At 70.6% G+C, this 22,013-nt stretch carries 20 protein-coding genes; 7 read left to right on the forward strand and 13 right to left on the reverse strand.

All coding sequences use genetic code 11. From position 1 onward, the window contains the following. From D7W79_RS03355 to D7W79_RS03365, 3 genes are all read left to right on the forward strand, one after another. Positions 1 to 643, forward strand: a 643-nt coding sequence (locus D7W79_RS03355) for a hypothetical protein (RefSeq protein WP_120523874.1), incomplete at its 5' end; no start/stop codon positions are given. A 78-nt stretch (positions 644 to 721) separates the two neighbouring features. Next, on the forward strand, positions 722 to 1,294 hold the full coding sequence (locus D7W79_RS03360) for a YceI family protein (RefSeq protein WP_120523875.1): 573 nt from the start codon (positions 722 to 724) through the stop codon (positions 1,292 to 1,294). Next, positions 1,291 to 2,094: a Rieske 2Fe-2S domain-containing protein gene (locus D7W79_RS03365; protein ID WP_120523876.1), complete on the forward strand. Its 804-nt coding sequence runs from the start codon at positions 1,291 to 1,293 to the stop codon at positions 2,092 to 2,094. The genes D7W79_RS03360 and D7W79_RS03365 overlap by 4 nt, the downstream gene beginning before the upstream one ends. Positions 2,095 to 2,142: 48 nt before the next feature. Here D7W79_RS03365 and D7W79_RS03370 read toward each other — a convergent pair whose 3' ends face one another. From D7W79_RS03370 to D7W79_RS03380, 3 genes are all read right to left on the reverse strand, one after another. Continuing rightward, positions 2,143 to 3,213: a CBS domain-containing protein gene (locus tag D7W79_RS03370; RefSeq protein WP_208729627.1), complete on the reverse strand. Its 1,071-nt coding sequence runs from the start codon at positions 3,211 to 3,213 to the stop codon at positions 2,143 to 2,145. A gap of 138 nt (positions 3,214 to 3,351) precedes the next feature. After that, positions 3,352 to 4,461 (reverse strand): ArsA family ATPase, encoded by a 1,110-nt coding sequence (locus D7W79_RS03375; protein WP_120523877.1) that lies wholly within the window; start codon positions 4,459 to 4,461, stop codon positions 3,352 to 3,354. After that, entirely contained in the window at positions 4,458 to 5,411 is a 954-nt protein-coding gene (locus D7W79_RS03380; RefSeq protein ID WP_120523910.1) for an ArsA family ATPase, read from the reverse strand. The genes D7W79_RS03375 and D7W79_RS03380 overlap by 4 nt, the downstream gene beginning before the upstream one ends. A gap of 390 nt (positions 5,412 to 5,801) precedes the next feature. Here D7W79_RS03380 and D7W79_RS03385 point away from each other — a divergent pair, with 390 nt between their 5' ends. Then, entirely contained in the window at positions 5,802 to 6,227 is a 426-nt protein-coding gene (locus D7W79_RS03385; RefSeq protein ID WP_120523878.1) for a SpoIIAA family protein, read from the forward strand. Between the two features lie 4 nt (positions 6,228 to 6,231). Here D7W79_RS03385 and D7W79_RS03390 read toward each other — a convergent pair whose 3' ends face one another. Beyond that, positions 6,232 to 6,915: a hypothetical protein gene (locus D7W79_RS03390; protein WP_120523879.1), complete on the reverse strand. Its 684-nt coding sequence runs from the start codon at positions 6,913 to 6,915 to the stop codon at positions 6,232 to 6,234. Between the two features lie 168 nt (positions 6,916 to 7,083). On the opposite strand from D7W79_RS03390, the gene D7W79_RS03395 reads away from it, so the two are divergent. Then, a complete protein-coding gene (locus tag D7W79_RS03395) occupies positions 7,084 to 7,506 on the forward strand; it encodes an STAS/SEC14 domain-containing protein (RefSeq protein WP_147441783.1) in 423 nt (140 codons plus the stop codon). A 102-nt stretch (positions 7,507 to 7,608) separates the two neighbouring features. On the opposite strand, the gene D7W79_RS03400 is transcribed toward D7W79_RS03395, so the two are convergent. The 5 genes from D7W79_RS03400 to D7W79_RS03420 all read right to left on the reverse strand — a co-directional run bounded on the left by D7W79_RS03400 (position 7,609) and on the right by D7W79_RS03420 (position 16,232). After that, entirely contained in the window at positions 7,609 to 8,016 is a 408-nt protein-coding gene (locus D7W79_RS03400) for a hypothetical protein (RefSeq protein WP_120523881.1), read from the reverse strand. Between the two features lie 123 nt (positions 8,017 to 8,139). After that, on the reverse strand, positions 8,140 to 10,305 hold the full coding sequence (locus D7W79_RS03405) for an RCC1 domain-containing protein (protein ID WP_208729628.1): 2,166 nt from the start codon (positions 10,303 to 10,305) through the stop codon (positions 8,140 to 8,142). A gap of 328 nt (positions 10,306 to 10,633) precedes the next feature. Further along, positions 10,634 to 13,000, reverse strand: coding sequence for an RCC1 domain-containing protein (locus tag D7W79_RS03410; protein WP_244221570.1), 2,367 nt, complete (start codon positions 12,998 to 13,000; stop codon positions 10,634 to 10,636). Positions 13,001 to 13,585: 585 nt separating this feature from the next. Then, a complete protein-coding gene (locus D7W79_RS03415) occupies positions 13,586 to 14,902 on the reverse strand; it encodes a serine/threonine-protein kinase (RefSeq protein WP_120523884.1) in 1,317 nt (438 codons plus the stop codon). 115 nt (positions 14,903 to 15,017) lie between these two features. Next, the gene (locus D7W79_RS03420) at positions 15,018 to 16,232 is read right to left on the reverse strand and encodes a serine/threonine-protein kinase (RefSeq protein ID WP_120523885.1); all 1,215 of its coding nucleotides are present in this window, start codon (positions 16,230 to 16,232) and stop codon (positions 15,018 to 15,020) included. Between the two features lie 231 nt (positions 16,233 to 16,463). On the opposite strand from D7W79_RS03420, the gene D7W79_RS03425 reads away from it, so the two are divergent. After that, positions 16,464 to 16,841 (forward strand): helix-turn-helix domain-containing protein, encoded by a 378-nt coding sequence (locus D7W79_RS03425; protein ID WP_120523886.1) that lies wholly within the window; start codon positions 16,464 to 16,466, stop codon positions 16,839 to 16,841. Positions 16,842 to 17,030: 189 nt separating this feature from the next. Here D7W79_RS03425 and D7W79_RS03430 read toward each other — a convergent pair whose 3' ends face one another. The 4 genes from D7W79_RS03430 to D7W79_RS03445 form a co-directional block, all read right to left on the reverse strand. Next, the gene (locus D7W79_RS03430) at positions 17,031 to 18,839 is read right to left on the reverse strand and encodes a serine/threonine protein kinase (protein WP_120523887.1); all 1,809 of its coding nucleotides are present in this window, start codon (positions 18,837 to 18,839) and stop codon (positions 17,031 to 17,033) included. Further along, complete coding sequence (locus tag D7W79_RS03435) at positions 18,836 to 19,705, reverse strand: DUF2381 family protein (protein WP_120523888.1); 870 nt, start codon at positions 19,703 to 19,705, stop codon at positions 18,836 to 18,838. The genes D7W79_RS03430 and D7W79_RS03435 overlap by 4 nt, the downstream gene beginning before the upstream one ends. A 101-nt stretch (positions 19,706 to 19,806) precedes the next feature. Further along, a complete protein-coding gene (locus D7W79_RS03440; protein WP_120523889.1) occupies positions 19,807 to 20,562 on the reverse strand; it encodes a DUF5953 family protein in 756 nt (251 codons plus the stop codon). Then, positions 20,559 to 21,296: a DUF6310 domain-containing protein gene (locus D7W79_RS03445; RefSeq protein WP_244221571.1), complete on the reverse strand. Its 738-nt coding sequence runs from the start codon at positions 21,294 to 21,296 to the stop codon at positions 20,559 to 20,561. Before D7W79_RS03445 ends, D7W79_RS03440 begins: the two co-directional genes overlap by 4 nt. A gap of 223 nt (positions 21,297 to 21,519) precedes the next feature. On the opposite strand from D7W79_RS03445, the gene D7W79_RS03450 reads away from it, so the two are divergent. Further along, on the forward strand, positions 21,520 to 21,960 hold the full coding sequence (locus D7W79_RS03450; RefSeq protein WP_439099172.1) for a helix-turn-helix domain-containing protein: 441 nt from the start codon (positions 21,520 to 21,522) through the stop codon (positions 21,958 to 21,960). Positions 21,961 to 22,013 lie beyond the last annotated feature (53 nt).

Here is a 22,013-nt window from a genome sequence, read left to right on the forward strand (position 1 = left end):
CGCCACCCCCGCGGCCTCGCCCCCGGTGACGCCGGACGTGACGCCGCCCGTGTCCGCCACGCAGGAGCCCGGCTCCGCAGGCTCCACGGGGTCCACGGACTCCACGGCCACCCAGGGCTCCACGTCGGAGCCCAGCCTGGACTTCGACCTGCTCACGCCGGAGGCGGAGGCCTCCAAGGGCCTGCTGGATCCGAACCTGCAGAAGGACCTGGAGACGCGCCGCACCATGCTCAAGCTGCACCAGGGCCTGGGCCTGGCCATGGCGGGCGGCCTCACCGCGGCCACGGTGCTGGGGCAGCTCCAGTTCAACGAGTCCTTCCGGGGCGGCGGGGATAACCGGTCGCTGCTGGCCTGGCACCGGGGCGTCGTCATCGGCACGTCGGTGCTGTTCGCCACCGTGGGCACGCTGGGGCTGCTGGCGCCGGATCCGGTGGAGCGCCCGTTCCAGTGGGACACGGTGACGTTCCATAAAATCTTCATGAGCCTGGCCACCGCCGGGATGATCACCCAGGCCGTGCTGGGCATCCTGGCCACCCACAGCTACGGCGAAATCACGGAGCCGAAGTACGCTACCGCGCACCAGGTGGTGGGCTATGCCACGTTGGGCTGCGTCGCCGCGGGCATCGTCACGCTCACCTTCTGACCCTCATCCCCCTGTCGTGAATGTCTCCGCGCGCCGGCCGTTGTGCGGAGGCAAGCCGTATCCCCTCTGGAGGCCGCCGTGATTGCTCGACGACTCGTTCTGTCCGCTGCCCTGCTGCTCGCGCTGCCCGCCGCCGCGCAGAACGCGAAGATGTACTCGGTGAAGAAGGACGCCAGCTCCCTCACCTACAAGCTCATCCACAAGATGCACACCGTGTCCGGCAAGGCGCCCCCCAGCGAGGGCAAGGCCGTGCTGAAGCCGGACGGCACCCTCCAGGTGGCCGTGCGCGCGCAGGTGAAGGACTTCGACTCGCAGAACTCCAACCGCGACACGCACATGCTGGAGGTGACGGAGGCCTCCAAGTTCCCGCTGGTGGAGGTCAAGGCCGTGGGCACCGGCGTGAAGACGCCCGCCACCTTCCCGGCCTCCGTGCCGGTGACCCTCAAGGGCAAGCTCACCTTCCACGGCGTGACGAAGGACGTGGAGATCCCCATGACGGTGAAGTTCGACTCCGCCACCCAGGTGACGGCGGACGGGTCCTTCAAGATCAGCCTGGAGGGCTTCAACATCGAACGGCCCACGCTGCTGCTCGTGAAGGTGGAAGACGAGCTGGTGCTGGAGCCGCACCTCGTCTTCGCGGAGGGCACGTGAGCTCGTCGCGCCGCGACTTCTTCAAAAAGGTCCTGGGAACGGGCGCCGTGGTGGCGGGGCTGCCGGCGTGCGCGCCGGACATCGACCCCGCGCCGGTGCTGGACGTGCAGATGCCGGGGGCCGACGGCATCGTGTCGCTGGTGGTGCAGCGCTACCCGGACCTGTCCCGCACGGGCGGCGCGGTGACGCTGCGCTTTCCGGGCGGCTCCGGGCAGGAGAACCTGCTGGTGGTGCACCCGTCCGCGGACATCTACTCGGTGCTGTCCGCCACGTGCACCCACGTGGGCTGCCCCATGGGCTTCGACGGCACGGATGCCGTGTGCCCCTGCCACCTGTCGAAGTTCAACGCCACCACGGGCGAGGTGAAGCAGGAGCCCGCCACGGTGGCGCTCAAGACGTACGTGTGCACGTACAACGCGGGCACGCAGGTGCTGAGCATCAACATCTTGGCCGGTGATCCCAACTTCCCCGCAGTGGTGGGCGGCAAGTTGGCGCTGACCTTCGAGGAGTTCCCGGACCTCCAGAACACAGGGGGCATGGTGAGCGGCCGGCCCAGGGGCTATGGCAAGCGCATCTTCGTCTTCAAACTGGAGGACGGGACCTATTCGGCGGTGGACTCCATCTGCCCGCATGCGCAATGCGAGGTGGGTTTCGAGTCCAGCATTGAAGGACTCCTCTGCCCCTGCCACGCGTCCACGTTCACCAAGACGGGCACCGTCACGCAGGGCCCCGCCACCAGCAACCTGAAGAAGTTCACCGCGACGGCGGACGCGTCCGGCGTGGTCGTCACCATCGCCTGAGCTGGGACGACGGGAGGCCCTGCGCGCCTCCCGTCCCCACTGCCTCTTTCAGCGCAGCCGGCTCCAGAACGACCGCCGCGAGGAGATGCGCTCCAGCGCCTCCTGCAGCTCCTCGTCCTGATCCGCGCGGCTGGCGACGTCCCCCAGCGCGATGATGCCCACCAGCCGGTCGTCCGGCTCCACCACGGGGACGCGACGCACCTGCTTGCGGCCCATCAGCTCGATGACGCCGTGCAGGTCCTCCTCCGGCAGCACCGCCTCCACCTCCTCCGTCATCACGTCCGCCGCGCGCAGGCCGTCCACGGCGCGCTGTCCGGAGAAGGCGCGCAGCGCGAGGTCGCGGTCCGTGACCAGGCCCAGCAGCCGCCCTTCCGCGTCCACGATGGGCACCACGCCGCAGTCCTCGTCGCGCATCAACTGCGCCACCTCGCGCAACGTGCTGTCGCGGCGGGCGGTGCGCACCTGGCGGGTCATGATGTCGCGCGCGGTGAGCGGCTCGCGGCGCCAGCGGCCTCGGGAGGAACCGGACGCGGTGGACGCGTCGCGGGACTCCCGCAGGCGCGGATCCAACGGGAAGGACTCCTCGCGCCGGGGGGCCAGCCGGTCGCGCAGGCGCAGGTCCTCACGCGATGCCGATGAGCCGCGGCCCTGCCGGTCGCGCAGCAGGGGCTCCGGGCCGCCGTAGCCGGTGCGGTCCCACTCGCGGTAGCTGGCGCGCTCCGGGGGCATCTCCTGGACGGTGCCCTCGCCCTGGGTGCGCACGGGGCCGGCGCCGTTGGCGTAGCGCGGGTCCCGGTCATCGCGGCCGTAGGGCCCGGAGGTGCCACCGTCGCGCTCGCCTTCACGGTCCGCGCGCCACGTGCCGGTGTCGTCCATGTCGGTGCGCACCCGGGCCAGGCGCCACGCGGCGGCGCGGTGGAAGCGTCCCTGGCGGTCGGAGGGTGGCTCGTCGCGCCCGGGACTCCAGCCGCTCACGTCCGACTCCGAGCGCTCGCGTGAGCCCGGCGGTGCCACGTCCGGTGAGCGGTGCGTGGCCATCGCGTCGGTGGGAGGCGTGGAGATGTCCGCGCGCCCCAGGTCATGCCTGCCGTTTCCGTTGCTGTAGTCCTTGGTGCCCATGTGCGTCGCAAGCCTCCTCGACTTGCGAACATGGGAAGCGGGCCCGAACGCGCAAAGCTCCAGCCGTGCAGGTGCGGCGCCGCTCGCCCGTCCGCTCTAGCCCCCCAAGGCCTCCGAAACCTCCGAGCCCCCCGGGCGTCAGGCGACGGTGAGCGCGTCGCCCAGGTGCACCAGTCCCCGGAAGTCCTCCAGGTCCGCGCCCGCGTCCGGCGCGGCGATGGCCAGCGCGCCCCGGGGCAGCCCTTCGGCCAGCCGGGCCAGCAGCGAGCGGTGGGCCTTCGCGCGTGCGTCCTCCAGGCCCGCCAGGTGCTCCAGCCCGATGACGGCGTCCGTGTCCGCGGCATTGCTGGCGTGCGGCTTCAGGTTGGCGGCGGGGGCCAGGCTGTCCTCGCGCGCCCAGCTGCGGTTGAGCACGTAGCCCGCGAAGGGCAGCCCCTTCGCCTGGAGCGTCTCCTGGAAGAAGGTGGCCTCGCGCAGCGCGGCGGCCTCCGGAGACGTGACGAGCAGGAACGCCGCGTCCTTCGACGACAGGTGCTCCCGCAGCCGGTCCGAGTGCAGGCGGATGCCCGCGAACAGCCCTCCGAAGGCGGCGACGAAGGAGCGCATCTCCTGCGCGAAGCCGCCGCCGAAGATGCCGTCCAGCACGCGGCCCACCAGCGCCTGCGCGCCCTGCCACAGCCTGCCGGTGCGGCCCGAGTCGGGGCCGAAGAGGGAGATGACCCGGTCGTCCAGGAAGCGCGACAGCCGGCCCGGGGCCTCCAGGAAGTCCAGCGCGTGGCGGCTGGGCGGGGTGTCCAGGAGGATGAGGTCGTAGTGGCCCTCCGCGAGGAAGCCGTCCAGCGCCTCCGCGGCGGCGTACTCCTGCACGCCCGCGACCAGCTCCGACAGGAAGCGGTACAGCCGGTGCTCCAGGACGGCGCGCGCGGCGCTCTCCGTGGCGGACAGCCGGCGCACCATGCGCTCGAAGACGATGCGCGGCTCCAGCATCCACACGTCCAGCCGGCCCGTGCCGCGCGGGCCGTCCGCGTATAGGCGCTCCGGGGGCACGGAGGTGGGCTCCGCGCCGTTCTCCTTCAGCCCCATGGCCTCCGCCAGCCGCCGCGCCGGGTCGATGGTGAGCACCAGCACGTGGCGCCCCGCGCGGGCCGCGGCCACGCCCAGCGCCGCCGCCGTCGTCGTCTTGCCCACGCCGCCCGCGCCGCACAACACGATGATCCGCTTGTCGCGCAGCAGTCCGTCCAGGTTCATGGCGTGGCCTCCTGGCCGCCGTGAGACGCGGCCCCTTCGAGTGTGGACCCCAGCAGCTCCGCCAGCCGCTCCACCAGCGCCATGCCCGTCAGCGCCAGCTCCGGCATGCCCCAGTGGGGCACGCTCAGGCCTTCCGCCAGCCGCTGCCGTGCCTCCCGCGCGCGCTCCAGTCGCTCCAGCGCGCGCTGCCCCCGGTGCGGCCCGTGCGTCTCCAGCAGCCGCTCCAGCGCCGCGCGCGACTCCGGCGTGAAGGGGTCCTCCGGCATGCGGTTGAGCACCGCCGCGGACAGGGGCAGGCCCACGTCCTTCAGCTCTCCCACCAGCGCCAGCGTCTCGCTCACCGGCAGGGGCTCCGGCAGCGTGGTGACCACCACGCCCGTGCGCGCGGGGTCCTGGAGCAGGTCCAGCCCCTCGCGCACCGCCCTGCCCACGGGCCCGCCCGGCATCAGCGACAGGATGCTCCGGGGCAGCGTGGCCAGCGCCAGCGCGTGGCCGGTGGCGGGCAGGTCCACCACCGTGAGCGGGTGCACCATGCGGCCGTCGGGGTGCGTGCGGCGCAAGAGCGACAGCAGCTGGAACATCAGCCCCATCTCCTTGAGCGCGGGCCCCGCCTCCAGGAAGCGCCGCAGGGCCCGCGAGCGCAGCGCGGCCTCCGCCAGCCACTTCACGGGCAGGGTCTCCTCCAGGAACAGCCGGTGCCCCTCCGGGGCCGACAGGCGCACGAAGGACAGGTTCGCCCCCGCCGTCACCACGCGGGGCCCGGCCTCCTTCACGCCCAGGAGCCCCGCGAGCGTGGACGGGCCGCCCTCGTCCGGGGACAGCTCCGCCAGGAGCACCGGTCGGCCCGCGCGTGCCGCCGCCACCGCCAGCGCCGCGGAGAGCGTCGTCTTGCCCACGCCGCCCTTGCCCGACACGAGCACGGCGCGTCTGCTCCACAAGGACTCCAGCACCACGCTCCCATCCTCCGCGCCAGCGGCGCGACCCTTCACAGTGAGCAAGGAAGCGCGTCCCGACAACCGGCCGGAGATGCGCCCAGGAGCGGCCGTCCGCCTGGCCGCCCGCTGGCGAGCATAGCGGCTTTCCGTTCACTCCCCGGCGGCCCCCCGCGCCGCGCTGACCCGGGCGTGACAGAAGGCCGCGCCCCCGGGGGCCGCACCGCCCGCGCCGGCCGTCATGACGCGACGTGCGAGGAATGACCCGGCCCGGGAGGACACGTGGGTCGCTCCCGAGCGGGGAACCCGGAGGGTTGTACGGGGGGATACCCTCTGGAAAGAGGGGTCACGGACTGGTGACGCCCCCCGGGTTTTGGGTACCCTCTGGCCCTCTGCGTGGGAGAGGGCATGGCGGTGCTGCGGGAGTGGGTCTTCGGGACACAGCGTGTCTCGCTGGAGTCCTCCGACATCCTCTGGACGAAGGTCCGAGGCTCGTTTTCCGAAACGGACGTGCGAGAGCTCGTGGAGGTGTTCCACGAGCTGGGGGCGGGCCCGGACAAGCCCCTGTACCTCGTCGTGGACCTGAGCAGCTCCGAGGGGCTGTCGGTCGCGCCGCGCAAGTACCTGGCGGAACACGTGCGCCCCACGTGGTTCCGCGGCGTCGTCTTCTTCGGCGCCAAGCGCACGCACCGCGAGGTGCTGCGCGCGCTCGTGGTGGCGCTCAACTTCACCGGCGACGCGAAGCTGGAGGCGGAGTTCGTGGACTCGGAGGCCCAGGCCCGCGCGTGGCTGGAGGCCCACCGGCGCCGTCAGGACGGGGCCCCGCCGGGCTGACGCTTCAGTGGACGGCCCAGCGCTCGGCGATCTCCTCGCACGCGAGCACCACGTCCCCCAGCCGGCGGATGTGCGCGCGCGGCGCGACGAACAGCGAGCCCGCGAACACGTCCACCACGGTCATCAGCCGGTGGTCCGCCGGGCCCAGCCGGCACAGGTGCTGCTCCGCGAAGCGCTGGAGCAGCGTGCCGATGTACTGGCCGCTCCGCTCGTCCAAGGGGTGCGTCTTGGAGAAGTAGAGCTTCATCAGCCCCACGCGCGGGTTGCCCTGCTTGTCCAGCCGCTGCACCACCACCTCCGGGCGCACGCTGATGGTGACACCGGCCATCTCCAGCACCGGCGGCTCCGCGCCCACCGCGCTGATGATGGCGTCGTCCAAATCCAGCCAGGGCACCAGGTCCGCGAAGCGCTCCAGCGCCTCGGAGCACAGCTGCATGCGCTGCGCCTCGAACTCCGTCTGCGGCACCGCGCAGGCGAACCGGCGCTGGGCCTCCCGCAGCACGTTCAAATCCAGACCCCGGCAGAGGAAGTCCGTGATGGCCTGGGACGCCTCCGGATAGCGCAGGTACTGGGGCTCCGGCGGGTGCTTCTGGTCGTGGATGATGCGCTTGCGGCGGGCGGGCGTGGCGACCAGGTACTCGCCCAGCTTGTTCACCGAAACACGAGGCAGTTCACGGGTTTCCGTCATGAGTTCCCCCTCTGGAAGGCTTGTCGGAATGGGTACACAGTACAGAGGGGGTCTGACATCCAATGGACAGCCGGAACTGGCCCCAAAGGGCAGGTTCTCGCCGGGTCACTTCCCTGGGGTGGCGGGGTCCGGCGTAGGGTTCGTCCCAGCAGCCGGGGGGAGGACCGCATGGAGCATCAGATACGCGAGTGGACGTGTGGCGCGCACCGGATCCGGATGACGGCGCCGGACGTGTTGCACACGAAGTACACGGGCGTCGTGGGGTTGCAGGACGCGAAGTGGGCGCTGCGGGTCTACGAGGAGATGGCGGCGAACGGGCCGTTCTACCTGGTGGCCGAGGTGCCGGGGTCGGAGCTGCCCGCCGAGTCGCGCAAGTACCTGGCCAACAACGTGCGCGCGGAGTGGATGCGCTCGGTGGTGTACGTGGGCTCGGACCTGTCGCAGCGGGTGGTGGGCAAGGCCATGTCCGTGGCCATGCTGCTCACCGGCCACGCGGCCAGCTTCGACACGGTGTTCGTGGACACGATGGCGCAGGCCGACGCGTGGGTGGACGCGCACCGCGCGGATCACGCCCCGCGCCGCGTGGGCTGAACGCCTCCGGAGTCCGGACGTGACGAAGGGCCAGGATGGGGCGGCAAGCCCGGGTCCTGGCCCTCGGTGTTTTCAGGTGCAACCGGTGCGCGGCGGGGACGTTCAGCGCTCGAGGTCCGGCAGGACGCGGTCCGGGTGGCCGTAGCGGTAGACGTCGGACACCGGGTTGGTGCCCGCGTCGCTGCGGGGGCCGTCGCCGTCCGGCATGTCGTCGAGCGACGACCCCGGCGCGCGCTCGCGCGGGTCATACGGGTGCAGGCCGCTGGCGTCGTGGAGGCTGAGGTCGCGGTCGTCGACGTCGTCCTCGTCCTCCTCGGTGCGCAGGTGCACGCCCTTCTCATCGGCCTCGGTCCTCTCGCGGCGGCGCTTGCGCTCGTCTTCCTCTTCGGCGGAGCCGGAGCGCTCGGGCTGCTCGTGGAGGGTTTCGCCGCCTTGCCGCGGATGGATGGGACGCCCGTAGAAGTCCTCGGCGGGCTGGGGGGCTGCGGGACGCTTGTCGTTGTCGGCCATGAAGAGTTCCCTCCGTCGGAGGAGGTTCTTCATCCACCCCCGCGTCCGGCAACCTGCTCCCGGAGCACCCGCACGGGCCTGGAGGGCAGGCTGCCAGGCATCAAGGCCCTCCCGTGCGCGGTGTCAGGGCGACACGAGGAGGATGCCCCCGGCGAGCGCGGGTGCCTCGTCATCGCCAAGGGTGCGCACGTGGCCTTGGCCAAGCTGCCCGGAGGTGTTGAAGCCCCAGCACAGCGCGCGGCCAGAGGAGAGCACGGCGCACGTGTGCTGGCCGCCCGCGGTGATGGACGTGGCGGGGGCGCCGCCCACGTCGATGAAGGCGGTGCTGGGCGCGGACAGGGAGCGCGTGTTGGCGTAGCCCAGCCGTCCCCGGGCGCCGTTGCCCCAGCACTGGAGCTGGCCGGATTCGAGCAGGGCGCAGGTGTGCTGGGCCCCGGCGGCGACCTGGACGGCGCGAAGGCCTGAGCCGAGCACCACGGCGGTGAGGGGCGTGGCGTAGTCCGGGTTGCCGTTGCCCACTTGGCCGTAGGCATTGGCGCCCCAGCAGCGCAGGGCGCCGGTGTCCAGCAGGGCGCAGGTGTGCTGCGCGCCCAGGGCGAGCTGCACGGCGGTGCCGCCCACGTCCACGTCCCCCGCGGACGACGGCAACTCGGTGTCACCGACATCGTCGCCACGGTTGTAACCCAGTTGTCCGTAGGTGTTGTCGCCCCAGCAGCGCGGGCGGCCGGAGAAGAGGAGGGCGCAGGTGTGGTCGCCGCCCGCGACCAGGTCCTGCACGGGGGCGCCGACGGGGACGTCGGTGGAGGGCGGTGGTTCGTCGTCGCCCAGCGTGTCGGTGTGGCCCAGGCCGAGCTGGCCGTGGGCGTTGTCGCCCCAGCAGCGCACGTGGCCGGAGGTGAGCAGGGCGCAGGTGTGGCGGTCGCCCGCGGTGATGCGAAGGGCGCGGGCGCCGCCCAGGTCGACGGTGCCCACGCTGGCGATGGGCTCGTCGTCGCCGATGGCGCGCGTGTGGCCCAGGCCGAGCTGACCGGAGGCATTGGCGCCCCAGCAGCGCACGCGGCCAGTGGAGAGCAGGGCGCAGGTATGGCCCAGGCCGGTGGCGAGCTGCACGGCCTTCTCGCCCGGAGCGAGGGGCACGGGGCCTTTGGACGCGGGGGTCTCGTCATCGCCGACGTTGGCGGTGCCGGTGTAGCCGAGCCGGCCCTGGGCTCCGCTGCCGAAGCAGCGCACGGAGCCGTCGTTGAGCAGGGCGCAGGTGTGACTGTCTCCGGCGCGGAGCTGGGCGACGTCGGTGGGGCCACCGGTCTGGACGGGTGCGTCGGGGAACTGCTGCGCGCCCAGGCGGTAGGTGGCGGTGGTGCGGGCTCCGGCTGCGTCAGTGACCTGGAGGGAGAGCCGGCCCTGGAGCGAGGGGGCGTAGTGCTGGAGGACGGTGGGGTTGGTCTGCGTGGTGAAGTCCGGAGCCGGCGTCACGGGCGCGTCCGGGCTGAAGCTCCATGCGTAGTCGAGCGTGCGTGCGGGCTGATCATCCGACACGGTGGCGGACCACGCGACGTCGGAGGTGCCCGCGAGGCGGGACGCGGACAGCCCCTGGATGACGGGCGCGAAGAGGATGCGCACGGTGGTGCCCAGCGAGTCCGTGGACCGGTCCGCCGGAAGGACGCGCGTTACGAACGTGGTGCTGACCGAGTGCCCCGCCGGGTTCGTGACGGTGAGCGAGTGCGTGTAGTCGGTGGGGCTGGGGATGCCGAAGGGCGGCAGGTAGCGGGCGACGAAGGCGCCGGAGGTGCCGGTGAGCGTGAACGTGCCGCTGGAGGGGACGAAGGAGCCGCCGTTGTTCGCGGCGGTGAGCGTGAACGTGAGGGCCTCGCCGGAGGAGGCCTCGACGAAGAAGGTGACGGTGGCGGGCTGGCCGAAGACGAGCTCTCCGGGAAGCTGGATGCGGGGGATGCGCGGCAGCGTGATGGGCGCGCCCTCGTTGGAGGGAGCGAGCGTGATGGCTACGGCCTCCCGGTCCGCGATGAGTGTCTGCGTGGTGCTGCCCTGGAAGAGGAGGACGTCGCCGCCGCTGTAGGCCCGCGCGATGAACGTGAGTGAACGGTGGCGCGGCAGGGACGGCATCGTGCCGGACCATCCGGAGGGGGAGGGCACGAGGTCGAAGTTCGTGAACATCGCGCTGTGGCTGACCGCGTCCTCCACGTCGACACGGATCCGCGCTACGTCCGCGAAGGAGGAGCCCGCCAGCGCGCGCCGTGCCTGGGATTCAGCGCCGGCGGTGTCCGCGGACACCGTGAACGAAACGGAGGACGTGGGCTCCGGGGCCGGTGTGCTCCCGCTGTCACCTGGCGCGGTGCACGCGGATAGGAGGCATAGGAGCAGGGCGAAGCAAGACACCGCCACGCGACGACGTTCGTGGTGTGCCGGCAGGGACGAGCGGGTGTCTGGCTGGATCATGGACACGTCAGAGCGCGTGATGAAGCCTGGCGGTGATTCGGCGGCGCTAGCGGGACGTCGGTGGGGGGTGTCGTCACGCTGCGGGTGTCGTCATGGCCAGGCTGGCCAGTGCGAAGAAGGAGCGGGCGCCCCGGTGGAGCGGGCGCCCGCGGAGGTCCAGCGATTACGGCGTCGGGGGCAGGAGCTGGATGTCCGCCGTGGGCGTCACGATGTTGCTCGTGTTGCCGTAGCCCAGCTGGCCGCGCGAGTTGTTGCCCCAGCAGCGCGCCTTGCCCGTGGAGAGCAGCGCGCAGGTGTGCGAGCCGACCGAGGCGTTGACCTGGTAGGCCGTCGAACCGTCCAGGTCCACCACGGGGCCGGGGGTGGCGCGCGGCGCGGTCCCCGTGGCGCCGAGCTGGCCCACGTTGCTGGCGCCCCAGCAGCGGATGCTGCCCGTGGAGAGCAGCGCGCAGGCGTGCTCACTGCCCACGGACACCTGGATCGCGGTGACGCCGTCCAGGTTGACCGACGACGCGCTGGCGAGGCGCTTGTAGTAGCAGTACGTGGCGCCGCCGTACTCGTTGCAGAAGTTGATGGCCTCCCCCCCCGTGCCAGAGCCGAGCTGCCCGTTGAAGTTACTGCCCCAGCAGACAACGGAGCCGGTCTTCAGCAGCGCGCAGGTGGAGTACCGGCCGGCGCTGACCTGTGCCACGGGGCCGGTGGGCTCGAACGCGGTCTGGCTGCTCGGGGAGTTGGTCGTGCCCACGTCGTTGGTGTGCGCGTAGCCAAGCTGACCGAACTGGTTGCGGCCCCAGCACAGCAGCTTCCCGGTGGTGAGCAGCGCGCAGGTGTGCGCGGAGCCCGCGGCGATGTCCGTGGCCTTGGCGCCGCCCATGTCCACCTCACCCGCCTGCCAGGGCTGCTCGTTGTCACCGACGTTGTCCGGGCGCTTGAGGCCCAGCTGGCCGTACTGGTTGAGGCCCCAGCAGCGCACGCCGCCCGTGTCCATCACCGCGCAGGTGTGGTTGTCGCCCGCGGCGATGCGGATGGCGGGACCGCCCAGGTTCACGTAGCCGTAGCTGGCCACGGGCTCGCCGTCGCCCACCGGGTTGGTGCTGTTGTAGCCCAGCTGGCCGTAGTTGTTCTGACCCCAGCAGCGCACCAGGCCCGAGTCCAGCAGGGCGCAGGAGTGGTTGGCGCCCGTGGCCAGCTTGGTGGCCTTGCCCAGCAGCTTCACCGCGCCCGCCGTGTACGGCAGCCGGGTCGGGGCGTCGCCCACCGGGTTGGTGCTCTCGTAGCCCAGCTGTCCGAACTGGCCATAACCCCAGCAGCGCACGGTGCCGTCATTGAGCATCGCGCAGGTGTGCTCGTTGCCGCCGCGGAGGGTGTTGATGCCGTCGATGGGCCCCTGGGCGACGGGCTCGTCCGGGAACTGGTTCGGGGTGAGCTGGTAGGTGAGGGTGGTGGTGCCGTTGTTGGTGTCGGTGACGGAGAGCTTCAGCACGCCCTGCAGGCTGGTGGCGTAGTTCTGAAGGGTGGTGGGGTTGGTCTGGGTGGTGAACGCCGGAGCGGGCGTGGGCGTGGTGCCGGCGGACGGGGTGAAGGTCCAGGCGTAGGTGAGGGCTTCCTCGGGCGTGTCGTCCGCGACGGCGGCGGTGAACTTCACGTCGGTGCCGGTGCGCTGGCCGTTGAGGCCGTTGATGACGGGGTTGAAGAGGACGGCGACGGAGGTGTCGATGACGCCGCTGGTGGTCTCCGGAGGCATCACCTTGGTGGTGAAGGTGGTGCTGATGGAGTGTCCGGCGCTGTTGGTCACCGTGACGGTGTGGCTGAAGACGGTCTCGGCGGAGACGGTGGGCGGGGTGTACTGGGAGACGAAGGCGCCCGCGGTGTTCAGCAGGGTGATGCTGCCACTGGTCGGCGCGAAGGCGCCGCTGCCGGTGGCCGAGGAGGTAATGGAGTAGGTGAGCGCTTCGCCGTTGTTGGCCTCGACGAAGAAGGTGACGTTGCCCGACTGTGAGGAGGCGAACGCGCTGGGAATGCTGATCCTCTTGATTCGGGGCAGGGTGATTTGAGCGCCGTTGGTGGACGGAGCCAGGGGGATGGTGACGGTCTGGTTGTCTGTGACGAGGGTGGCGTTGAGGGAGCCGGAGAAGAGCAGGGTCCCGGCGGCGTTGTAGGCGCGGGCCTCGAAGACGAGGGCCTTGGACTTGGGGAGGAAGGGCAGCTTGCCGGTCCAGGCGCCGCCGGAGGTGTAGAGGTCGAAGTTCTTGAAGAGGGGGATGTTGCCGGCGGCCTCGGAGACGTCGATGCGGATGCCGGCGACGTCCTGGTACTTGAAGGCGAGGGCGGAGACGCGGCCCTTCACGGCCTCGGCGAAGACATCCTGCGCGCCGATGGAGACGGTGACCTGGGACTGGGTCTGCTCCTCCACGGCGGGCGGGGGGGCCTCCGTGCCAGCGCTACAGGCGACCACCCACGGAGACGACAGCGACAGCAACAGCGCGCCCAACATGCCGCGCGACCGGAACCAACGGGGGGACGTTCTCATTCGACACTCCTTGGGGAGACAGACAGGAAAAGGCCAATGACTCACAGCGGGCACACGCCGGCCTCACGTGCCCGGGCCGGAGCCCGGAGACACGTTTCCCGTGCCGCGCTCGGAGCGAGCACGGTCGGGGGACGTCACGGATGACAGAGGGAAAGGACAGGCTTACGCCGACCCGGGGGGACCTCCCGGCCCTCGGCGTATGTCTGGGCTACAGCTGGAAACGCAAATGACAGTGCCAGCGGGTTGAAATGCTGTCACGCCTTTTATTGGCTTCTGTGAAAGCGTGTCAATGTCTGGGTTTGCGCTGACTGGCGGGTGGAATGCGTGTCAGTCGCGGCGGACCCGCGCGGTGACAGGAATTGTCATCCCTCTCGGCGCTCGACCCGGCGGAAGTGGACCGCGGGGTGACGCACCGGGTTGATGAGTGAGAGGAAACAAGCAAGTCACGGAAGCTTTGTTAAACACCCCAATGCTCCCTGGCCCGCACGGCCTCCGGGAGTGACAGCCATTGACCGGTCGTGGCACCCCGTTGGTCCCGGAAGACTCGGGTGGCGGGGATCCCAGGGTGCCGGTGCCGGCGCGGTTTCACACGGGCTGGTGGCCGTCGTCGTCGTCCTCGAAGTCGTCTCCCGGTGCCTCTTCATCCGGCCCGGACAGCTCGTCCAGGTTCTCGACCAGGTCCAGGTCCTGGAGGGGCAGGGGCTCGTCGTTCAGGTCCGGCGTCACGTCGTCGCCCCCGAGGAACGGCGGCGGGCGCTCCGAGGAGCCCTCGGACGCCATCGCGGCCTCCTCGGCGGTCAGCTCCGCCGGGTGCAGCCCACCCTCCAGCAGCTCCGCCTGGTTGCGCCGGCCGGTGGCCTCCCTCGCCGCCGCCTCCACCTCCTCCGCCGCGGCCTGCCGTCCGTACGCGGGCGCGTGGTCGCGCAGCCACTCCCGCAGCGCCGCCGCCAGCTCCGCCGCCGTGCCGAAGCGGTCCGCCGGGGACTGCCGCAGCGCCCGGACCAGCACCGCGCGCAGCCCCTCCGGCACATCGCGCGCCAGGTGCTCCACCTCCCGGGGCCCCACCAGCGCCATGCGCGCCGCCACCTCCGTCAGGGGCATCCACGTGGGCCCCTGCGCCTGCACCAGCGGCAGGTCCGGAGGCGGCGGGAGCGCCACGTCCCCCTCCTGCGCCAGCGGGTGCGTCCCCGTCAGCACCTCCAGCAGCACCAGCCCCAGCGAGAACAGGTCGCTCCTCGCGTCCACGGGCTCGCGCCGCAAGGCCTCCGGCGAGGCGTACGCCACGTCCCCCTTCACCAGCGGGCGGCTGGTGATCTCCCGGCCCGGCAGCGTGGAGAAGGCGGCGGTGAAGTTGGTGAGCTTCACCTCGCCATGCACGCCCAGGCGCAGGTTCCGGGGGCTCACGTCCCGGTGCACGATGCCCAGCGGCCGGTTCCACTCGTCCCGCAGCGTGTGCGCGTGGTGCAGCGCCTCCGCCACCTCGGAGACGACCCACGCGCCGAAGGCCGGTGACATGGGCTTGCGCCGCATGGCCACCAGGTTGAGCACCGTGTCCAGCGACCGGCCCTCCACGTACTCCATCACCACGTGCGGGACGCCCCGGTACGCCTTCAGGTGGTAGACCTTCGCGATGCCCGGGTGGTTGAGCCGGAACGTCAGCTCCACCTCCTCCACCAGCCTGCGGCGCTCCACGAAGCCGGACGGGTTGCGCAGCCGCTTGATGACCACCGGGCCGCCCATCCCGCCCCGGTAGCGCCGCCGCGCCAGCATCAGCAGCTCCCCGGTGGCGCGCACCTCCAGCTTGCGCACGAACTCGAAGGCCGTGCCTCCCACCGTGAACAGCACACGCGGCCGGCGGGGCACGCCGGGAATCTCCTCCGTCGTCGTATCGGGCGTCTTCATGTCCTGCCTTTCAACCTGTCAGGTCGAGCGGGAATCGCTCGACCCCGCAGGTAGCACAAACCCTGTCGCGGGGAAAACCTCCAGGGTTGTGCGAAGAACGCAGGACTCGGGGGGTTCATTCACCCCGGCGCAATCCCAGACGCCGCAGCCACTGCTCCCACCGCCGCCGCCACGCCCGCCGCCGGGCCAGCCACCAGGGCATCGGTGGGGGCAGGGGCGCGGCCAGCCCCGCCGACGGTCCGGGCGGCGCCGGCACGGGAGGCGTGGGCGCGCTGGAGTGCGGCGGGGCGCCCGGGACGCGCCGCTCGTAGGAGCGGGCCCAGCGGCGCAGCTCGCGGGCCTCCTCGTTGCCGTCGAAGTACTTGTCGGATTCCTCCGTGACGGCCTCGTGGGGCGGCGGCGCGTTGAACAGCGGCCGGTCCCAGCTGTCCGGGGCGCGCTCCAGCGCGGCGCTCAGGTCGGTGTAGAGGTCCGCGCCCATCTGGTAGCGCTGGCTGGCGTCCTGGCGCAGCAGCCGCTCGCAGATGTCATTGAGGGCGCGGGGCACGCGCGGGTTGAGCGACCGCGCGGACCTCCCCTTGATGGTCTGGATTCCGCCCAGCAGCGCCGCGGCCGGCAGGTCCGGGGGATAGGGGAAGTCCCCGGTGAGCACCTGGAAGAGCGTGAGCCCCAGCGAATAGAGGTCGTCCGTGGGCTGGTAGATGTAGCGGGCCATGCCCTTGGGGTTGTTCAGCCAGTAGCGCAACAGCTCCGGGCTGCGGTAGCTGGGCGTGCCCGGAGGGGGCCGGCCGTCCGTGATGGCCGGAGCGCAGGCGTGGTCGCTGGAGCCGAAGTCCACCAGCACCGGCCGCTCGTCCGACGCGCGCACGATGATGTTGCTGCCCTTGATGTCGCGGTGGCGCACGCCCGCGCGGTGGATGAAGTCCAGGGTCAGCGCCAGCTCCGCGAACAGCCGCGCCACCTGCCGCGCGGACGGCTTCGCGCCCACCGCCCAGTCCGACAGCGTGGGACCCTCCACGTAGTCCATGACCAGGAACAGGTAGCCCGTGCGCGGGTGCGGCCAGCGGTGGTAGCCGCGCAGCGCCACCACGTTGGGATGCGTCATGCGGTGCAGCACGCTCACCTCCTTGAGTGTGCGCGCGTCCACCTGTGAGCCCTCCTCGGAGTCCTGTGGCCCCTGGAGCGCGAACTTCAGCGCCACATGGAAGCCTCCGGTCTCCGCCAGGAACACGGTGCCGTAGCCGCCGGTGGCCAGGCGCTTCAAGAGTCTGAAGCTGCCCACCACCTCCTGCGGCTGAAGGAGCAGCGGATGTCCTCCCTCCAGGTTCATTGCGGGAAGCCTCCTTCGCCCGAGGGAAGCCGGGCTTCTTCAGGATGTGGGGGGTTCAATCGGAGAGGGAGAACGTGGCTGGAAGGATGCATGTGGGAAAGGCCTGATTGGACCTCTGAGGTCCATAGCATGACGGATGCCCCCTGGGGTAGTGTTGGTGCCGTGTCAGGTAGGATGCTGGACACCTGACTTCATGGGAGACACGGTCCGGCCAGGAGTGGGGAAGCGGCAATGAACGAGGAGCTGGCCATCACGGTGGGCACCGCGGCGCGCGAGGCCCGCGAGCGGCAGGGCCTGACCCAGGGCGACGTCGCCAGCCAGGTGGGCATCGCCATGGAGGTCTACAGCCGGATGGAGCGCGGGCGGGTGCTGCCCAGCTCCACCACCCTGCGCAGGCTGTGCATGGTGCTGCGCATCCGCGCGGACACGCTCCTGGGCCTGGACGGGCCCACGCCTCCGGAAGAGGCGCGCACGCTGGCGCTCGCGGACCGCGAGGAGGATCCCCCCACCCTGCGCCGGCTGGTGCGCGCGCTCAGGCCCCTGGATGAGGAGGCCCTGAAGGCCATGGGGCTCATCATCCAGGGCGCGCTCGCGCTGCGGGAGCGCTGACCCCGGGCGCCCTCGCGCCGTGGGAGCGCCAGTCGTTCAAGCGCTTCGCGCAGGCCTCCGAGGCCCACGCGTCGTGACCGGCGTCACCCGGGGGATGGGCCGTCGTGGGACGACCCTGGAGGTCCTCTTGAGTTCGAGGAGGCCGGGCGCGAACTCAAGCTCCTACCCACCACGTCGCCCCGGGCCCGCTCAGGGCCAGCGGTCCACCACGGTCCCGGAACCCCGATTGAATCCCTTCACCCTGCCGTCCTTGAACGCCACTGCTTCGTTCTCCACCACGACGCAAATGGGATACTCCTCCTGCCCCGGGAGCTTCACGCGGTCGTACCGGACGACGAGTGCCGGCCCATCCGCACGCCCCATCTTGTCGGAGAGGTAGTAGGCCTTCCCGTAGAAGCGTGTCCCCACGGGGGCAACCGCAAGCTGCCGGTCATCGGTGATGCCTTTGGGGACCACCCCCACCACCTCCGAGCCAGCGGTGAACCACACATTGTCAAAGTTCGCTTGGCGGTCGTCGAGGATGAGGGAGAAATGGTCTCTGTCCCTCCAGTGAAGTTGATCCCGCATGGCTTCTTCCGCCCCAGCCGGGCAGGTGAACGCCTCTGGCCGGATCTGTGCCCCCGGACAGCCCGCCGCCAGCGCCGCGACGAGCGACAGCGACGCGCACTTGACGGCGGCAACGGACTTCTTCGGCGAGCGAGGCGCACGTCCTGGGGGCGGGGCTTCGAGTGCTGGGGTCTTCAAGGCGGATCCTTCCTTCGGGGCAGCGGCGATGGCTGGCCCCGGGACTGTCACGGGCGAAGGGCCAGCGGGTGTCATAGCAGGAGGGGTTGTCCTGGGCGGCGCGGAATGGGCGGTGGCAGGAGGAGGGCGTGGGGCCGCTGCGTCGCGCGGCCCGGCAGGCCCGCCGGGGACGCCCCCTGATGAGCGCCAGAGGGCCGCGACCATGACGAGCGCGACGATACAAACGACGCCTGCGAGCCACCTTCCCACGCGAAGCGGTCGCTCCAGCATGGCCACATGCCGCTTGAGGGATTGCGGCGCGGAGGGCATCGCCAGTGCCGCGGGTGTTGGCCCTCCGTGACGTTGTTCAGCGGGCGGATGGACCGGCACGTCATACTCGGCGGAGCGCTCGGCGCGGAGATCCGCCAGCTCGCGGCGCAGCGCCTCGGTATCGACCGGGCGCCTTCGGGGGTCTCGAGCCAGGATGTTCTCGACGAGGTCGCTCAGCTCCGCTGGCACCCGCGCATTCGCCAGGCGGGGTGACGGCGGGGGGAGGGCAGGACTGTTCAAGTCGAAGCGCGGACGAAACTCCGTCGGGCGCGGGTCGGTCAGCAGTTCATGGAGCATGACGCCGACCGCGAAGATTTCGTCGGCCACCTGGAAGGCGTAGCGGGCCCGGTGCTTGTCCTTGTGCTCGCGCAGGAACTTGAACTGCTCGGGCGCGCGATAGCGGTCTGTCCCTGGAGGCAACCCCCCATCCGTCAGGTCTTCGGCGAGGGTGTAGGTCGCGCAACTGAAGTCGATGATGACGGGCTCGCCGTCGCTCTTGCGGATGAGCACGTTGGACAGCTTCAGGTCCCGATGCAGGATGCCCCGGCGATGCATGTAGGCCAGCGCACCGGCAATCTTCTCGAAGACCCCGAGGATTTCGCGAACGGTCGGGTGCTTGCGCTCCGCCCACTCCGCGAGCGTCCAGCCGTCCACGTAGTCGAGCGCGAGGTACAGGTTCCCACTCTCCGCCAGGCCGTATCCCTGCGGCCGGACGATGTGGGGATGGTCCAGCATGAGCAGCGCCGTCAACTCCCGCAGCGTCCGGGCATGGGTCTGCTTGGGGTCGCCGCTGGACTCCCGATGCTGGGCCACCTTGATGGCCCGGTGGCTGCCGTTCTTTTCGCCCAGGAAGACGAACGCGAAGCCTCCGTCACCGAGTGGTTTGGAAACCTTCCACCCGTCAATCAACGAACCGGGCGGAACGCGGGGCAGCGTCCCGCTCATTGGGAGTCCTCCGTGGCGGGCTTCAGGAAGCGCACGTCTGGAATCGTGAGCCGACGCCCCTCATCCCCACGTACCTCCAGGGTGAAGACGAGGTCGGCTTTCGTCTCGGGCACTTCCACGACCGCGAGCAAACGCCCATATCCCCCCGGAAGGATTGCCCCTGGCTTCTTGGCTACGAGCCGCGCCCGCAGGGGCATGCCGACTCGCCCCACGAACATCGCTTCCCGGGGTGTCCAGGCGGGGTGGTCAGGGCGGTTCACGATCGTCACGTCCGCCAGAATCCAGCCCGCGCCTCGAAAGGCGACGAGCCTGTCCAAACCAAACCCCTGCACGGCATCGAGCGTGCCTTTGCTGCTGGACGTCGTGACCCCCTTCTCGTCCACGTAGCCGAGCAGCACGAAGTCTTCCGGCTTCGGCGCCGGGGCTTGGGCCGTGGGCTGGCAGGCCGCGTCCGGCGGCTCAGGGCGTTGCACGTCGATCCGAGCGTCCACTTCGGCCGGGTCGGTCACGAGCACGAACACGGCCCGTGTCGGCGCTCGGTTGTCAGAGAAGAAGACCCCGAGTTCCTGCCGCTCGCCCGCACCGAGATTGGCCAGGGGCTGAACGATGACGGAACGCTCGCCCGCGTCCAGGACGCGGATCCGCGACTCATCGAAGGTCAGCGTCTTCTTCTGGATCGGCGAGGGAAAGAACAGCAGCGTCAGGGTGTCCTGCGAAACGCGGACGACGGGCAGCGGTTCGGCGGCCGTGCTGGCGATGGCGACGGAACGTTCCCGCCTGACGCGTGCACCCGGTGCCGGCTCAGCCCCCGCGGCAGCTCCCGAGACAAGCACGAGCGCGAGGGCCAATCTGAAAGGTTGGAGCAAGGGTGCATGACCTCCCGGATGGGAAGGCTACCATCGCGGATGCCCGCGCAGTGGGGCTCTTTCCCTCGGCCGGAGCCGCGTCCCGGGCCCCTTGATTGAGGTCAAGGCGCTGCGCGTCCGCCGATCTCCGGGAAGCGCTCATAGGCCCGCAGGAGCGCGTCCAGGTGGGCGGGGTTGTCCAGGTCGAGCGGCGCGTCGGTGAGCTGCACGACCCAGCCGCCCGATGCCGTGCGCCGCGCCCTCGATAGCAACTCGGAGTCGCGGGCCGGGTCTGGAAACCCGATGGCCTGCGCGGCGGCGGCGGACCAGTAGTTCAGCCACCCGAGGTAATAGGGAATCTCGGGCGAGCGGATGTGCTCGAAGAGCTTGAGGGCTGGCAGGCCCCGGGGAGGGGACGGCGGCCCTTCCAGCGTGGGAGCTATCTGCTCCGCGATGTCCCCCGAAGCGCCGTCCGGCGTCGCCTGCCCCCAGAACGCGTGTGCGCCCTCTGCCACCGCTTCAAGCACGTCCGCCACTGCCGCGATAACCGCCGCATCTAGAGGCAACTTCGCATGGACTTGGAGTTGTGGCAGGCCGCCCGCACCTTCATACGCGGAGCGTTGCATCCCGGAAATCATTACGGGGTAACGTTCATCGTTGTTACACACCATCGGAAACTCGCCGCGCGTGGCCTCCTCAGCCAACCAGGCATCGCGCTGTGGCAACGCGGCAAGCCGGCGCCTCTCGGTCACTCTCCACTCCAGACGCAAACCGGGCAGCGCTCGTTCCAAGCGATGGACGGCAGCGAGTGTGCGGTTGTCGTTACCCACGAGTGCAGGCGCATAGACGTTGATGATGAGGGGGCTTCGAGAGGTCATCTTTTGCACCTCGTTACGACGATCTTGAAGGTGGGCTCCTGCTTGAGTAGCGCGAGTCTGTGCGCGTCGGTGCTCACGCCAACAACGAAGTCATATCCACAGGCCCGCGCCGCAGCACGCTCCTTGCGCAACTGCTTGAGTTCCTTTTCAATCTCCTGACCCTGAATATAGGCATTGTACGTGTCGAATTGATGGGTCTTGATCTCCCACAGCTTGCGCACGCCGACCTGCAACGCATCGAAGCGCACACCGCCCACGAGCACGTCCATCCCGGGAAAGCGGTTGGGTGGGAACTGGTCGGCGCACTCGTTATGCGGGACATCCTCGCCCGCGTGGGGCACGGGAACAGGTTCGCAGCTGGCGCGTCCCGTCCGGTCCACGGGCACAGGTGGCACCGGGGGCTGCCAGTCCTGCCCGGCTGGCTCGGGCTTCGGCTCGGGCTTGCGTTGCGCTTCTGCGTTCCGGGAGGACACCTTCGCTCCTCGTGAGCTCCCAGCTTCCTCGGGGTAGCCATGCCGCAGCTCATACGCGTCCAACGCCTCCTCAATGGCGACGCCGACCACCACCACGCCAAGCACGAGCACGGCTCCCACGGCAATCTCAGGAGCCGCCAGCACGCAGAACCCGAGTCCCACGGCCGCGGCATCCGCCGAGGCCACAGTGCATCTTCCCGTGGTGTCGTGGAACTCGAGCCGGTCATGGTCGAGGGTCCGATAGCACTTCTCCACCAGCACGGGCCAAGGCTGGGACGCCTCACGGACGACGCACCGTCCCCCGTCCGTCCACGGCAGCGTTGCTGCTCGAGCGAGCCAGCGAGTCGCGGGTCGACGCTGGCCGCATGGGGAGCATGCCAATATTCTTGAATAGTTAGAATAATTAGAACAATCCGATGCTCCCGGCTCCCCGAAAACTTGCGTGCCAGGGGAGAGGTGCAAGGTTTTGGGGGTGCCCGCCCCGGTGAATGAAGACCTGAACATGGTGTTTGGAGCCGCCGCTCGCGACGCGCGCCTGCGGTTGGGACTCACGCAGGCGGACGTGGCGGAGCGCGTGGGCATCGCCATGGAGGTCTACAGCCGCATGGAGCGCGGCCGCATGCTGCCCCGGGCGCAGAACCTGCGCCGGCTGTGCGACGTGCTGTCCGTGTCCGCGGACACGCTGCTGGGCGTGGGGCCCGGCCCCTCCCCGGTGTCGCCCCGGGCCACGCCGCGCCAGGAGGACTCGCTGGAGCTGCGGCGCCTGGTGCGCACGCTGCGCGAGCTGGAGCCCCGGCAGCTCAAGGCCGTGGCGCGCGTGGTGCGCACCGTGGTGTCCGTCATGCCCCCCAAGGCGGCCTCCGGGTCCCCGCCGCCGTCGCGCAAGAAGCGGCTGGCCCCGGCCCGGAAGCGCCGCGCCGGCTAGCACGCGCCAAGGACAGACAAATCCCGCCGGACTGCAATCCGCTGGCTGCCCGC

This window comes from Corallococcus exercitus (assembly GCF_003611585.1).
GTDB classification, from domain to species: domain Bacteria; phylum Myxococcota; class Myxococcia; order Myxococcales; family Myxococcaceae; genus Corallococcus; species Corallococcus exercitus.

Excerpts from the sequence above, each read along its gene's own strand:
- D7W79_RS03370 (WP_208729627.1), bottom strand. The coding sequence starts at position 3,213 with ATGGGCACCAAGGACTACAGCAACGGAAACGGCAGGCATGACCTGGGG.
- D7W79_RS03375 (WP_120523877.1), bottom strand. The coding sequence starts at position 4,461 with ATGAACCTGGACGGACTGCTGCGCGACAAGCGGATCATCGTGTTGTGC.
- D7W79_RS03385 (WP_120523878.1), top strand. The coding sequence starts at position 5,802 with ATGGCGGTGCTGCGGGAGTGGGTCTTCGGGACACAGCGTGTCTCGCTG.
- D7W79_RS03390 (WP_120523879.1), bottom strand. The coding sequence starts at position 6,915 with ATGACGGAAACCCGTGAACTGCCTCGTGTTTCGGTGAACAAGCTGGGC.
- D7W79_RS03395 (WP_147441783.1), top strand. The coding sequence starts at position 7,084 with ATGGAGCATCAGATACGCGAGTGGACGTGTGGCGCGCACCGGATCCGG.
- D7W79_RS03400 (WP_120523881.1), bottom strand. The coding sequence starts at position 8,016 with ATGGCCGACAACGACAAGCGTCCCGCAGCCCCCCAGCCCGCCGAGGAC.
- D7W79_RS03410 (WP_244221570.1), bottom strand. The coding sequence starts at position 13,000 with ATGAGAACGTCCCCCCGTTGGTTCCGGTCGCGCGGCATGTTGGGCGCG.
- D7W79_RS03415 (WP_120523884.1), bottom strand. The coding sequence starts at position 14,902 with ATGAAGACGCCCGATACGACGACGGAGGAGATTCCCGGCGTGCCCCGC.
- D7W79_RS03420 (WP_120523885.1), bottom strand. The coding sequence starts at position 16,232 with ATGAACCTGGAGGGAGGACATCCGCTGCTCCTTCAGCCGCAGGAGGTG.
- D7W79_RS03425 (WP_120523886.1), top strand. The coding sequence starts at position 16,464 with ATGAACGAGGAGCTGGCCATCACGGTGGGCACCGCGGCGCGCGAGGCC.
- D7W79_RS03430 (WP_120523887.1), bottom strand. The coding sequence starts at position 18,839 with ATGAGCGGGACGCTGCCCCGCGTTCCGCCCGGTTCGTTGATTGACGGG.
- D7W79_RS03440 (WP_120523889.1), bottom strand. The coding sequence starts at position 20,562 with ATGACCTCTCGAAGCCCCCTCATCATCAACGTCTATGCGCCTGCACTC.